General features: G+C 67.5%; 12 protein-coding genes. 2 read left to right on the forward strand and 10 right to left on the reverse strand.

Annotation, left to right across the window (positions count from 1 at the left end):
* Positions 1-38: 38 nt before the first annotated feature.
* From GS424_RS13375 to GS424_RS17985, 10 genes are all read right to left on the reverse strand, one after another.
* Positions 39-923: a methionyl aminopeptidase gene (locus GS424_RS13375; RefSeq protein ID WP_160942578.1), complete on the reverse strand. Its 885-nt coding sequence runs from the start codon at positions 921-923 to the stop codon at positions 39-41.
* Between the two features lie 301 nt (positions 924-1224).
* Complete coding sequence (locus tag GS424_RS13380) at positions 1225-1941, reverse strand: TVP38/TMEM64 family protein (RefSeq protein ID WP_160942577.1); 717 nt, start codon at positions 1939-1941, stop codon at positions 1225-1227.
* 151 nt (positions 1942-2092) lie between these two features.
* Positions 2093-4531 (reverse strand): phenylalanine--tRNA ligase subunit beta, encoded by a 2439-nt coding sequence (gene pheT / locus GS424_RS13385; RefSeq protein WP_160942576.1) that lies wholly within the window; start codon positions 4529-4531, stop codon positions 2093-2095.
* 147 nt (positions 4532-4678) lie between these two features.
* Positions 4679-5740: a phenylalanine--tRNA ligase subunit alpha gene (gene pheS / locus GS424_RS13390; RefSeq protein WP_154333658.1), complete on the reverse strand. Its 1062-nt coding sequence runs from the start codon at positions 5738-5740 to the stop codon at positions 4679-4681.
* Positions 5741-6203: 463 nt separating this feature from the next.
* Positions 6204-6932 carry an SH3 domain-containing protein gene (locus tag GS424_RS13395; protein ID WP_160942575.1) on the reverse strand — a complete coding sequence of 243 codons (729 nt, stop codon included), beginning with the start codon at positions 6930-6932 and terminating at the stop codon, positions 6204-6206.
* Between the two features lie 122 nt (positions 6933-7054).
* Positions 7055-8221: a coiled-coil domain-containing protein gene (locus tag GS424_RS13400; protein WP_160942574.1), complete on the reverse strand. Its 1167-nt coding sequence runs from the start codon at positions 8219-8221 to the stop codon at positions 7055-7057.
* Complete coding sequence (locus GS424_RS13405) at positions 8218-9363, reverse strand: serine hydrolase (protein ID WP_244977554.1); 1146 nt, start codon at positions 9361-9363, stop codon at positions 8218-8220. The genes GS424_RS13400 and GS424_RS13405 overlap by 4 nt, the downstream gene beginning before the upstream one ends.
* Positions 9364-9510: 147 nt before the next feature.
* On the reverse strand, positions 9511-10071 hold the full coding sequence (locus GS424_RS13410) for a hypothetical protein (protein WP_160942573.1): 561 nt from the start codon (positions 10069-10071) through the stop codon (positions 9511-9513).
* 41 nt (positions 10072-10112) lie between these two features.
* Positions 10113-10667, reverse strand: a complete 555-nt coding sequence (locus GS424_RS13415; protein ID WP_160942572.1) for a hypothetical protein — start codon at positions 10665-10667, stop codon at positions 10113-10115.
* A gap of 3 nt (positions 10668-10670) precedes the next feature.
* A complete protein-coding gene (locus GS424_RS17985; RefSeq protein WP_244977555.1) occupies positions 10671-10970 on the reverse strand; it encodes a helix-turn-helix transcriptional regulator in 300 nt (99 codons plus the stop codon).
* A gap of 426 nt (positions 10971-11396) precedes the next feature.
* On the opposite strand from GS424_RS17985, the gene GS424_RS13425 reads away from it, so the two are divergent.
* Together GS424_RS13425 and GS424_RS13430 are read left to right on the forward strand one after the other, a co-directional pair.
* The gene (locus GS424_RS13425; RefSeq protein WP_160942571.1) at positions 11397-12041 is read left to right on the forward strand and encodes a GNAT family N-acetyltransferase; all 645 of its coding nucleotides are present in this window, start codon (positions 11397-11399) and stop codon (positions 12039-12041) included.
* 9 nt (positions 12042-12050) lie between these two features.
* Positions 12051-12983, forward strand: a complete 933-nt coding sequence (locus GS424_RS13430) for a helix-turn-helix transcriptional regulator (RefSeq protein WP_160942570.1) — start codon at positions 12051-12053, stop codon at positions 12981-12983.
* Positions 12984-13209: the final 226 nt, after the last annotated feature.

Consider the following 13209-nt stretch of genomic DNA (forward strand, 5'->3'; position numbering starts at 1 on the left):
CGACCCCTTCCCGGCTCTCCCTCAACTGCCGAAGACGGCTACCAGCTGAGCAGCTCGTAGCCGTCTTCGGTGACCGCCACCTGGATCTCCCACTGCGCCGTGTCCGAGCGGTCGGCCGTGCGCACGGTCCATCCGTTCGGATCGCTCATGTCGATGGGCGCCTCGCCGGCGTTCACCATGGGCTCGATGGTGAACACGAGCCCCGGCACGAGCACCATGCCCGTGCCCGCCTCGGCCACATGGCTCACGAACGGGTCCTCGTGGAAGTCGAACCCGATGCCATGGCCGCCGAACTCGCGCACCACCGAGTAGCCCTGCGCCTTCGCGTACGCGTTCACGGCTGCGCCCACGTCGCCGAGCAGCCCCCAGGGCTTGACGGCGGCCAGGCCGGCCTCCATGGCCTTCTTCGTCTCGTCCACCAGGCGCTGCCGCTCGGGCGACACGTCCCCGATGCAGAACATGCGCGAGGAATCCGAATAGTAGCCGTCGAGGATGGTGGAGCAGTCCACGTTCACGATGTCGCCCTCGCGCAGCACGTCGTCTTCGGACGGGATGCCGTGGCACACCACCTCGTTGATGGACGTGCACACGCTTTTCGGATAGCCCTCGTAGTTGAGGTCGGCGGGGATGCCGCCGTGCTCCACCGTGTAGTCGTGCACCCAGCGGTCGACTTCCTCGGTGGTCGTGCCCGGCCCGATGCGCTCGGACACGTAGTCGAGCACGCCGATGTTGATGGCCGCGCTGCGCTTGATGCCCTCGAGGTCGGCGGCGCTTTTCAGCAGCGCGCGCTCGGGCAGCTCGAAGCCCTGCTCGTACAGGGCCTGCAGGCGCTCGTCGAAATCGAGGTGGCACTTCTTGTACTTCTTGCCGCTGCCGCACCAACATTCGTCGTTGCGACCCGGTTGTCCTTTGCCGTCGTACATAGCGTTGTCCTTTCGTTCGCGGGCTATTGTACCCCTGTTAGCCCCCGCGAACATCGTGAAAGCCCACCGGTGCGAGGGTTTCCGCAATCGAAACGCAGAACTCCCGACCTTGGGCGCAAAACGGCACTCCTGACAATCTCGGGGCGAGCAGGAGGTGGTTTGCCACGCTGGGGTCACAAGAAACCCCAGATGACGGGAGCTCGCTCGTTCTTTGGCCGCTCGATTTCACCCTTCGAATTGTCATGGGTGCCGATTTGCGCCCAAAACCGGAAGCGGGGGCATCCGCGCGCGCCGCGAAAGGCTACTTCGGCGACGCCTTCGCGCTCCCGCCGTGACGGCGCTTGAATCGGTGGTAGACGAGGACGCCCACCACCACGGCCACGGCGGTGACGCCGAACACGACGGCCGTGGCCCGCCAGTCGCCCGCAGCGGCGAACGAGGAGGCCAGCGTGATGGCCAGCACCGACGGCAGCCGCCCTGCCGTGGTGATCAGCACGAGGTGCACGGGATGCATGCCGGCGAACGCGGCGAGGTAGGCCATGAGGTCCTTCGGCAGGCCGGGGATGAAGAACGCCACGAGGATGGCGAGGTCGAACTTCTGCGCCTCGCGCATATGGGCCAGCTGGGTGCGGCGCTTCTCCGTGAGGATGAGCTCAAGCACCTTGTCGCCGCCGAAGCGCACGACCGCGATGATGGCGATGCAGCCCACCACGCTGGCGGCGAGGTAGACGAGCGCGCCCTTCCAGAAGCCGAACGCGTAGCCGGCGGCCAGCTCGAGCGGCTCGCTGGGGATGACGACCGTCACCTCCTGCACCACGATGAGGACGCCGAGCGCGACGGGCGCGAGCGGCCCCATGCGGTCCACCTGCTGCTGCACCCGGTGGCCGTCGAGCAGAAACCCCAGCACGTCGCGGCCGAACAGGAGCGCCAGCACCCCGACGATGCCCAAAAACACGAGCAGCGCCACCGCCACGGCCACGCGACGATCGCGCAGCCCTCTGTTCTCACCGTTCGCCATGCCGTCCCTTCCGTGCCGTTCGACACTGATTGTCGTACGGCGGCAGCGCGCGCGGGTGCGCATCCGTTAACGAACGGGTAACGAGACGCCGCGCCCGACGCGGGCCGGGGGATGCCGGGAGCCGCGTCGGGCGCAGGGCGCGCGGGAGAGCCTACCCGCGCACTTCGGCGCCGGTGGCGCCGGACACCTTCTTGATCAGGCGCTCGTGCGCCTTGTCCACCTCTTCGCTCGTGAGCGTGCGGTCGGCGGCGCGGTACGTGAGCGCGTACGCCATGGACTTCTTGCCGACGCCGACGCGCGCGTCGTCGCGGTACACGTCGAACAGGCGCACGTCCTCCAAGAGCTTGCCACCGGCCGAGGTCATGCACTGCAGCAGCTTCTCGTGCGTGACGCCCTCGTCCACGACGAACGCCACGTCCATCGACACGGCCGGGAACGTCGGCACGTCCACGTAGTCGCGCGCGGGGCGGCTGGCCTTCGCGAGGGCGTCCACGTCCAGCTCGAACGCCACGATGGGCGCCGTCGCGTGATACGCGTCCACCGCCAGCGGGTGCAGCTCGCCCACCCAGCCGAGCTCCGTGCCGCCGGACAGCACCGCGGCCGCGCGGCCGGGCTGCAGGTGCGGCGCCTCGTCGGCCGCGAGCGCCTTGAAGCGCAGTTTCGGCAGCGCCAGCTCGCGCGCGAGGCTCTCCACCACGCCCTTGCCGTCGAAGAAGTCGAACGCGGCGGGCGCGACGTTCCACCCGGTCTCGCCCATGGCGCCGGCCATGACGCCGGCGAGGCGGCGGCGCTCCTTCGGCTGCTTCTTGCCCTCGTGCGCGAAGAACACGGCGCCCGTCTCGTAGAGCTGCACGTTCTTCACGCCGCGGCTCTGATTGTAGGCGACGCTGCGCACGAGGCCCGGGACGATGCTCTGGCGCATGATGGACTGGTCGGCGTTCAGCGGGTTGATAAGCTCCACCGGCTGGCCCAGGCCCTCAGGGCTCATGCGCAGGCGATCGAGGTCGCCCGGCTCGGCGAACGAGTAGGTCATCGTCTCGTTGAGACCGCTTGCGCACATCGCGCGGTTGATGACGTCGGTCACGTGCTCGAGGTGCGAGCGCGTGCCGTAGCGGCCGCGGCCGCCCGGCAGCGTGGCCGGGATGCGGTCCATGCCCCAGAGGCGCACCACTTCCTCGTACAGGTCGATCTCGCGCTCGAGGTCGGGGCGGAACGTCGGCGCCGTCACGGACAGCACGTCGACGTCGTCGGTCTCGGCCACCGCGCAGCCCAGGCGGCTGAGGATGTCGACGACCTCCTCGCGCGGGATCTCGGCGCCCATCATGGCGCAGAAGCGCGGAACGCGGAACGTCAGATCGATGGGCTCGGTCTTCTCCAGCCACACGTCCACCATGCCGGGGCACACCGTGCCGCCCGACACCTCGGCAATGAGCGCGGCGGCCATGTCGGCGTTGAGGGCCACCGGGTTGTCGTCCACCCCGCGCTCGTAGCGCATGGACGCCTCGCTGATCAGGCCCAGGTTGCGGCTCGTGCGGCTCGTGTGCGCGCGGTCGAACGCGGCGGCCTCCAGCAGCACCGTGGTGGTGGCTTCGGTGACCTCGGTCTCGAGACCGCCCATGACGCCGGCCAACGCCACGGCATGCTCGGGCGTGGCGATGACGGTCATGTCGGGCACGAGCTGGCGATCTTCGCCGTCGAGCGTGGTGAACCGCTCGCCCTCGGCCGCCGGGCGCACGATGATGTGCGCCTTGCCGTCCGCGCCCGCCAACGTGTCGAAGTCGAACGCGTGGAGCGGCTGGCCCAGCAGGAACAGGATGTAGTTCGTCACGTCCACGATGTTGTTGATGGAACGCGCGCCCGCGGCGGCCACGCGCTCGGCCAGCCAGTCGGGGCTCGGGCCCACCTGCACGTTTTGGATGACGCGCGCCGTGTAGCGGCAGCAGCGGGACGCGTCGGCGATCTCGACGCTCACCCGGTCGGCCGCGGGGGTTGCGTCGGCGTCCTCCACGAGGTCGATCTGCGGGTGCTTCACGTCGGTGCGGTACATCGCGCCCACCTCGCGCGCCATGCCCGCCATGCTCAGGCAGTCGGGGCGGTTCGGCGTGACCTCGAGGTCGAGCACCGTGTCGGACAGCTTGAGGTAGTCGGCGACGGGCATGCCCACGGGGGCGTCCTCGGGCAGGATCCAGATGCCCTCGTGATTGCTGCCCATGCCCAGCTCGCGCTGCGAGCAGCACATGCCGCAGCTCGTGACGCCGCGCAGCTTGGACTTCTTGATCTTGAAGTCGCCGGGCAGCACCGCGCCGACGGTGGCCACCGGCACCTTGATGCCGGCTGCGATGTTCGGCGCGCCGCACACGATCTGCGTCGGCTCGTCGGCGCCCACGTTCACCGAGACCACGTGCATGTGGTCGCTGTCGGGGTGCTGCTCGCACGTCTCCACGTAGCCCACGACCACGCCGTCGTACGCCTCGCCGGTCTTCTCCACCGCCTCGACGCCCGTGCCCGTCAAATCGAGCCGGTCGCAGAACGCCTTCGTGTCCGCCGGCACGTCCACGTATTCACTCAACCATTTCAGAGATACTTTCATACTGGTTTCTTTCTCTTGCTATCACCGGTAGTTCGCAACGTCAACGAAGATCGATCGCGGTACCCCGAATCACCGGGAGGGCGAGGACGAGGCGCTGGATGCGCGCGTCTTCGGCCTCGCCACGGAGGAGCGGGGCGCCGTCGAAGCCTAGAATTGCCTTAAGAAGCGCATGTCGCCTTCCACCAGCATGCGCAAATCGGGCACGTTGTACTTCAGGCAGGCGATGCGCTCCACCCCCATGCCGAACGCGAAGCCGGAGTACTTCTCGGGATCGATGCCCGACATCGACAGCACGTTCGGATCCACCATGCCGCAGCCGAGGATCTCCAGCCAGCCGGTGTTCTTGCAGAACCGGCAGCCCTCGCCGTGGCAGATGCCGCAGCTCACGTCCACCTCGGCCGACGGCTCCGTGAACGGGAAGTAGTGGGCGCGGAACCGCGTCTTGCGCTCCTCGCCGAACATCTGCTTGCACAGGTAGTCGAGCGTGCCCTTGAGGTCGCCGAACGTGATGCCCTCGTCCACGACGAGGCCTTCGATCTGCGTGAACTGGGGCAGGTGGGACGGGTCGGCCACGTCGCGGCGGTACACCTTGCCGGGCGCGATCACGTAGATGGGCAGCTCGTTGTCCTCCATCGCGTGCACCTGCACGCCGGAGGTCTGCGTGCGCAGCAACACGTCGGACTCGCCGCGCACGGCCGCCTGCGCGCCGGAGAGGTCGCGCACGTAGAACGTGTCGGCCAGGCTGCGGCTGGGATGGTCGGCCGGGGCGTTGAGCGCCTCGAAGTTGTAGTAGTCCGTCTCCACCTCGGGACCCGTGGCCACCGTGTAGCCCAGGCCGAGGAATATCTCGGAGATCTCGTCGGTGATGCGGTTGATGAGGTGACGCGTGCCCACCTGCTGCGCGCGGCCCGGCAGCGTCACGTCCACGGCGGCCGCGTCGATGGCGGCGGCCAGCTCGGATGCCGCAAGCTCCTCCTTGCGCGCCGCGAGCGCGCCCTCCACGGCGGCGCGCACCTCGTTGCCCGCCTTGCCCACGGCGGCGCGCTCCTCCTTCGCGATCTGCCCCATCTGGCGCAGGTAGCCCGTCAGCGTGCCCGCCTTGCCCAGCACGCCGATGCGCACCTGCTCGAGCGCCGCGGTGTCGGCCGCCTGCGCGATCTGCGCGATGGTCTGCTCGCGCAGCGATGCCAGTTCCTCCACGATTGCCATAGTGCCGTCCCTTTCCGTCTCTCACCTCGCGCCGCCCGCCCGGCAGCGCAATAAAAAAGAGCCTTCTCTCGTCCTTGTTTCCGGGGATTGCTCCCCGATCCAAGGACGAGAGAAGGCTCTCGCGGTACCACCTCGGTTGACGGCTGCGCCTGCGCGCGGCCGCCCGCTCGTTCGCTCTGTGACGGGAGCACCCGGCGCATCCTACTTGGCGTCTCGCGGGGCGACGACGGGGTCGCGCCTCTACGTCCGCGTTCAAACGCGCTGCTCGGAAGGGAATCGTCGCACTCGCCGCCCGGGTTCCTCGCAGCCTAGGGATACCCGTCTCTGATGGCGGCGCCGGTCGCGCGGCGCTGTCTTCGTCATCGCATGTAACGATGCAGTTTAGCACAAACGAGCGCGGCCGGCGCGAGATTCCACAAGGGACGGCGAGACGCGATTACGTCCCGCCGCCGTTCCGTCCCCCCTAGCGCAGGTACTCGGCGTACGAGTAGCCCGTGGTGTCGCCGAACTTCACCTGGTACCAGTCGCCTTCCACGGCCAGCACGTTCACCGCGGTGCCCGCCGGGAACGACCCGATGATGGTCGCATCCGTGCTGGGCGCCGTGCGCACGTTGAGCGGCGCCGAGGTGGTCAGCTGGTTCATGGTGCTGTTGCCGGCGGTGTCCTCGGCGGCCGGCGTGTAGCCGCCCTGGCCGAAGCCGAGGTACTCGCCGTAGCAGTACCGGTCGACGCCGTCGATGCTCACGGTGAACCAGCCGTCGTGCTTCGCGACCACGTTCACGCCCTCGTCGACGGCCAACGAGCCCACGATGCGGCTGTCGGTGCTGGGCTGCTCGCGCACGTTGAGCGGCGCGGTGGCGTACATCGTGGTGGCCTTGCCGTCGCGGACGGTGCCGTCTTCCGAGCCCTCGAAGTTCAGGAACCGGTAGTAGCAGAAACCCTCTTTGTCCTGGTACTTCACGTGGTACCAGCCGTCGGTGGTCATGCCGTACACCGGCACGGACGTACCCTCCGGCATCACGTCGATGACGCCGGCGTTGATGTTCGACGCGTCGCGCAGGTTGAGCGGCGCGGTGGTTGCCATGGTGGTCACCGCCTCGGACGCGAACGCGGTGGTGGCCAGTCCCGCGGTGAGCAGCAGGGCGGCCCCGAACCCGCCGAGCGCCGTCTTGCAAAGCCTCGTAGTCTCCATAGTTCCTCCTGCACGCTGTGATGATGGGAGCGTCGAACCCGTCGCGCGGGCCGACTCGGCCATACTAGCATCGGGAAGGAAGGAGGCATGACCTGGCAGCGTCATTCAAACGCCTGTTGAGGCTATAGGATGCGGTAGCTGACCGTCCGCAGACCCCAGTCGAGGCACGACGAGAAGCCGAACGCCTTCCACACGCCGGGCTGCAAGTCGAGCGACCGGCTGCCGCCGCCCATACCGCCGCAGTCGTTGATGGTGGCCAGCACGGTTTGCCCGTTGTAGGAGATTTCCACGGTGCGCCCGAAATACGAGCGGAAGTTCGGCCACGACACGGGAATGGCCACGCCCATGGAGTAGTCGTCGCAGACGGCGCCCGTCGCGGTGGTGCCCGGATTGGGCGTGTAGGGGTCGGTGGACCCGCCGTAGGCGGACGCTATGCCGGTGGACCAGCTGACGCCGGGATCGGGCGTCGGATCGGGCGAGGGCGCAGGGTCTTGCGCCGGGGGCGTCGGATTCGGATCGGGCTGAACCGGCGTGCCCGCATCGACCACGTCCTCGCGGCCGAGGGTGTTCGCGTTCTCGTCGATGACCGGCTCGGTGGCGCCGTCGGCCGCGGCCAGTTCCTCGGCCTTCTGCTTGAGCGCTTCCAGGCGCGCGGCCTGATCGCTCTGCGCGTTCGACAGCTTGGAGTTCGCCTCGGACAGCACGCTTTCGGCCTCTGCGCGCTTCGCCTCCAGCTCCTCGAGCTTCTTCTCCTGCTCGTCCTTCTGGAAGTTCAAGTCGTCGATGAGCTGCTCGTACTGGGCCGAGCGTTCCTTCTGCGCCTCCACCTCGTCGGCGTGGAACTGCATGACCGAGCCGAGGTAGGTGAGGTTGCGTATGAGGTCGCTGAAGCTTTGCGCCTCGAGCACCATGGTCACGAGCGACTGCGACGAACCGCCGTTGAGGTACTCGTACGCCGCCGTCTTGCCGAGCGCCGTGCGGCCCTCGATGACCGCTTGCTGGGCGTCCTTGGCCTGGGCCGTGATCTCGTCGACGCGCGTCTGCAGCTCGTCCACGTCCTGCTTGAGAGCGTCGTAGTCGCCCGCGATGCTCTCCATGCGCGTCTCGGCGTCGTCGAGCGTTGCCTGCGCGTCATCGACCGCCTTCTGCGCTTCCTCGGCCTCGTCGGCCCACGCGCGCGGAGCCGCCTGCCCGCCCAGGGCTCCGCCGCTCAGGCAGAGCGCAAGCGTCAGCATCGCCGCGAGTATCGCGCTCGGTGCGGGTGCGTGCCAGCGTGCAACGGATCTCATGCTGCGCCTCCTTCGAACAACAGACGATCGTGCGTCGCGCCCAACGCGGACGCGAGGTCGACGATCAGGTGCTCGTTATCGGTGAAGTATTCGTCGTCGTAATCGGCATCGGACATGATGACGAGGACGTAGGCGTCAGTATCGGCGATCACGAGGCCCGCGTCGTTGAGGGCGCCCATGTCGTACCAGAGCGTGTCTATTTCGTAGCCGGGCTTCGACAAAACGCGGTGCCGATCGCCCAGCGCCTCGCGCAGAAACGACAGGTCGGTCTGCTGCAGCACGTCGGAGAGCCATGCGGCGTTGCCCTCCCCCTCGGCCACGTACGCGCCGATGTTCAGCCACAGCTTCGCCAGGTCGCGCGGCGTGTAGGAGGGGTACCATTCGCCCTGCCACGCGGCGGCGTCCACGTCGGCCGCGGCGCACCACGCCTCGAAATCGCCCTGGTCGAAACGCTCGCGCAGCAACCCGTAGCCGGTGTTGTCCGAATGCACGATGGTGTTGCTCATGACGGTTTGCAGGTCGTAGCGGTCGATGTCGTCGGACGCCATGACGCCCGTGCCGTCGAGGATGACGTCCTCCACCACCTCATCGTCGAAGGAGGCCTTGCCGCCGTCCACCATGTCCTGCGCCGCGAAGGCCACGAACGGCGCCTTCACCGTGCTGGCCGAGAAGAACTGCTGGTCGGCGTTGTAGCCCACGCCTTCGCGCGTGGTGAGGTCGTACATGACGAAGCCCACGTTGAAGCCCGCATCGTGGAACGCGGCGATGGCGCTTTCCACGTCGGCGATCTCGTCGGAGGCCAGCGTGCGCGCGATGCCGGTGACCGAGCTGAACAGGTTCACGTCCTCGGTTCCGGATGCGGCGTCGAGCGCCGTGCGGGCGTCCTCGGCCACGACGCGCGGGTCGTCCTTCGCCTCGGCCTCGGCGTTCGCGGCCGCGTCGCCGTCGGTCTGCGCGGTGGCTTCGGGCAGCGCGGCGATGGCCTCGTCGGCGACGGCGATGGGGTCCTCGGCATGCACGGCGTTCGCCGCCATGGTGCCTACGCCGATGGCGAGCACCGCCGCAGCGCCCACGAGCACGCCCGCGACGAGGGCGGGCTGGCGCTTCAGCCGATGCTTGATCGTTTTGAGAACCTTTGCCACTACAGCCTTTCCGGCGAGTCCGCTTCACTGCCTTGCGCCCGTTCAGGGCGTGTCCGTCTGTGCAGTATTCCCTAACGAACGAAAGGATACAAGTCCGCAACAGCCAATCAACATAGGAGTGCCACGGGCTTTCCAAGGCGAGGAAGGTTACTCGTCGAAGCGCAGCTCGAGCTGCTTGCGGCGGCTTTGCGCGGTTTTGAAGCTCGTCCAGAACACGAGCAGGAAGAAGGGAATCCCCACGATGATCAGGAACGCGCCGCCGAACGCCACCGACGACCACATGATCCCCTCCGCGCCCAGCACTTGAAATTCCGCCGCTATGCGGATGGCCGCGGCCAGCACGTCGACGCAGATGACGGAGACGATCGAAACGAGCACGTAGTACCCGGTTGGGAACTTCTCAGCTTCGGCGAACCGGTTATCGTCCGCGAATCCCTTACGGCACAGCAGCACTGCTCCGACGACCATCGTCAACAGCACCCATCCGAACAGGAACAGGTCAGCCGTCGTGAGTTCCATGCGCCCCGTGCCGTTCGCCAGCACATCGCGCATGTACATCGCCTGCTTGAGCGACCAATCGTAGTACATATACACGAGCACACCGAACGAAAGCATGACGAAGCCCACCTTGTAGATGCGGTTGCTTTCCGCTTCAACGCGCTCGTCCTGCGGGCCGACGTACGTCTTCCACCGCTGAGCCACTTTCACGATCACACACCTTCTTCCCAGAACGGGTCGTCGAAATTACCTTACTCGTCGTCGAGGTCTGCCTCGAGGCGCTTGCGGCGGCGTTTCGCGACGGCGTACGAGGCCGCGAAGCATACGAGCGCCGCGACGAACACCTCCATGGCGAACACGCAGGCGATGACGATGTCGTCAAGCCAGTTCACGCCCTCGAGGCCCATGAGCTCGAACTCGGCGAGCGCGCGCATGAGCGTGGCGAACACGAGCACGATGACGGCGGCGCCGAACGACGCGCCCAGGCAGCGCTCGACGGGAAACAGCCCCTGTTCGTCGAGGTCGTCGAAAGCGAAGATTCCCTTGCGAACCAGCAGGAACCCCACGACGGCGAACACGAGCAGGAACCAGGAATTCAGGAACGGGCTGACCTCGGTCTCGAATCCCGGAGTCAGATCGTTCACGAACGCCACCTGCGAAAGCATGAAGCTGTGCCACACGTACAGCCCGTAGCCGACGACGAACAGCCAGAAACCCGTCTTGTAGATGCGGTTCGACTCGGCGACGAGCCGCTCGTCGAGTTCTTGGCGCGGGCCGAAGAACCGCGCATGCAGACGCGCCCACATGGCTCACGCACCCTCTTCCCAGAACAGGTCGTCGAGGGTGCATCCCAACGCCTTGCAGATGGCGATGCACAGTTTGAGCGAGGGGTTGTAGCCGCCAGCTTCGATGAGGCCGATGGTTTGGCGCGTGGCCCCTACCGCCGCGGCCAGGTCGGCTTGGGACATGTCGGACGCCACCCGGGCGGCTTTCATGCGCAGGTTCTTGCCCGTCGCGCCGGATGCCGGCGGCGCGACGGCGCCCGCGCGCGATGCGGTGCCGGCCATGCGCCCGATGTTTCCGGACGTCGCCCACGATGCTGCGTCCATCTCGGCCGTCCTTTCCGCGAGTTCGTGTGTTCTTTCGTGCAACTATACGGTTCGTTTGACATAATGTCAAATATATATTGCATTTCGTACGATCGAAGCGGCTTCGTGGGTGCGGCCCGCAGACGATCTATCGCGAAGCGCGCCCCGAGGTCACAAAAATCACCGCTGTGAAGCTCAACGCTCAGACGATCGCCATCGGAGCATCATACGACCTGGGAAAACGCCTGCGAGATGCACGACGGTTGCGGCCGAATGCTCGACGCAGGCGCGTAATGAGGCCGAAATCGCCTCACATCGGTGATTTTTGTGACTTCGCACGTCGGTCGCGCGCCCTGCGAGCCCCCGCCGTAGAGCGGCGCGGACGCGCTCGTGGTAGTATGTGGCTGCGCAACCGCTTCCCCGCTCCCGGCACGAAAGGATCGACCGATGGCCCTCCCCTCACGCGCGACCTGCGCGGCCTGCGCGGCCGTCCGCTTGGCGACGCGCGACGACGCGGAAGGCATGCGCGCGGTGTACGCGCCGTACGTCGAGACGCCCGCCACCTTCGACGTCGCCGTGCCCTCCCCCGACGAGTTCGCCGCCCGCATGGCAGACGTGATGCCCGCCTACCCGTGCCTCGTCCTCGAGCGCGCCGGGCGCATCGTCGGGTTCGCGTACGCCCATGCCCAGGCGGGGCGCGCGGCGTACCGTTGGAACGCGGAGCTGTCGGTGTACCTGGAGCAGGGCGCGACCGGCGCCGGCTGGGGGCGCGCGCTGTACGACGCGCTGCTGAAGCTGGTGCGCAAGCAGGGCATCCTGAGCGCGTACGGCCTGGTGACCGTGCCGAACGAGGCGAGCGAGCACCTGCACGAGGCCTTCGGGTTCGAACGGTCCTGGGTGCAGCCGCACGCCGGCTGGAAGGGCGGCTCGTGGCACGACGTGGCGTGGTACGTGAAAGCGCTCGCGCCCTTCGACGACCGCCCGCGCGACCCGATGCCGTTCGACGAATGCGCCCGCATGCACGAGGGTTTCGTGCGGCAGGTCCTGGCCGACGCGAACGCCGCGGTCGCCGCGCCGGGCCGGCGCGCGTAGGGGCCCGCCATGCAGCCCCAGCGCCTGTTCGAGATCGTCTACCTGCTGATGGACCGCGGTTCCTCCACCACGGCCGAGCTGGCGGCCAAGCTGGAGGTGTCCGAGCGCACGGTGCGCCGCGACGTGGACGCGCTGTCGGCGGCGGGCGTGCCCGTGTACATGACGCGTGGCAAGGGCGGCGGCGTGCACCTCATGGACGGCTACGTGCTGGACCGCTCGGTGCTCAGCGAGCGCGAGCAGAGCGACATCATGGCCGCGCTCTCGGCGCTCAACCGCACCGGTGCCGCAGACGTAGCGAGCGACGAGACGGCCGCGCGCCTCGGGCGGCTGTTCCAGCGCGAGAACGTCGATTGGCTCGACATGGACTTCTCGTTCTGGGGCGCACCGCCGAACTACCGCGCCGCGTTCGACACCATCCGCAACGCCACCATCGGACGGCACCCGCTGTCGTTCGCGTACTTCGACGCCGCGGGCAACCGCACCGAGCGCACGGTGGAGCCCGCGCAGCTCGTGTTCAAGGAATCGTCATGGTACCTGCGCGCCTGGTGCCGCGAGCGCGCGGCGTGGCGCACGTTCAAGCTGTTCCGCATCGACTGGGAGACGCTCAGCATCGCGCCCGAGACGTTTCAGGCGCGCCCGATGCCCGCGTTCGACGAGCGGGGCCACATGACGGGCAGCGATCGGCTGGTCATGCGCTTCGCGCCCGAAGCGGAAACGCGCGTGCGCGAGGAGTTCGCGCCCGAGACGATCACGCGCGAGACCGACGGCAGCTGGCGCGTCGACCTCGTCTGCGACATCAACGAACGCACGCGCTACTACCTGCTGTCGTTCGGCCCGTTGCTCGAGGTGCTCGAGCCCGTCGACGTGCGCGCCTGGCTGCAAGAGCAGGCGCAAGCCGTTGCACGACGCTATAGCGAAAGCGACTCCGAAGGCAGCTTCTAGCGCTCCGCCCACAAGGAGGCAATGCGAGCCTGCACACCCACCGCGCCAGCAAATTCCCGATTCTTGGCAGTTTTTGCACGATATTCACCGTCGCTGGAGGGTCATTTCACTAGCGGGATCACAAGCAAACTCACTGACCTGGGACGATCGTTGCGGCGTTGATGCGAAGTTCCTTTTTGCACCTGTCTTGAACGCTCTCGACGGCGAATATCGTGCAAAAACTGCC

The sequence above is a fragment of the Eggerthella guodeyinii genome, from assembly GCF_009834925.2.
Taxonomy (GTDB): domain Bacteria; phylum Actinomycetota; class Coriobacteriia; order Coriobacteriales; family Eggerthellaceae; genus Eggerthella; species Eggerthella guodeyinii.

Bases quoted from the DNA above. Each gene is read 5' to 3' on its own strand.
- GS424_RS13400 (WP_160942574.1), bottom strand. From the start codon at position 8,221: ATGAGATCCGTTGCACGCTGGCACGCACCCGCACCGAGCGCGATACTC.
- GS424_RS13395 (WP_160942575.1), bottom strand. From the start codon at position 6,932: ATGGAGACTACGAGGCTTTGCAAGACGGCGCTCGGCGGGTTCGGGGCC.
- pheS (WP_154333658.1), bottom strand. From the start codon at position 5,740: ATGGCAATCGTGGAGGAACTGGCATCGCTGCGCGAGCAGACCATCGCG.
- GS424_RS13380 (WP_160942577.1), bottom strand. From the start codon at position 1,941: ATGGCGAACGGTGAGAACAGAGGGCTGCGCGATCGTCGCGTGGCCGTG.
- GS424_RS13430 (WP_160942570.1), top strand. From the start codon at position 12,051: ATGCAGCCCCAGCGCCTGTTCGAGATCGTCTACCTGCTGATGGACCGC.
- GS424_RS13375 (WP_160942578.1), bottom strand. From the start codon at position 923: ATGTACGACGGCAAAGGACAACCGGGTCGCAACGACGAATGTTGGTGC.
- GS424_RS17985 (WP_244977555.1), bottom strand. From the start codon at position 10,970: ATGGACGCAGCATCGTGGGCGACGTCCGGAAACATCGGGCGCATGGCC.
- pheT (WP_160942576.1), bottom strand. From the start codon at position 4,531: ATGAAAGTATCTCTGAAATGGTTGAGTGAATACGTGGACGTGCCGGCG.
- GS424_RS13415 (WP_160942572.1), bottom strand. From the start codon at position 10,667: ATGTGGGCGCGTCTGCATGCGCGGTTCTTCGGCCCGCGCCAAGAACTC.
- GS424_RS13425 (WP_160942571.1), top strand. From the start codon at position 11,397: ATGGCCCTCCCCTCACGCGCGACCTGCGCGGCCTGCGCGGCCGTCCGC.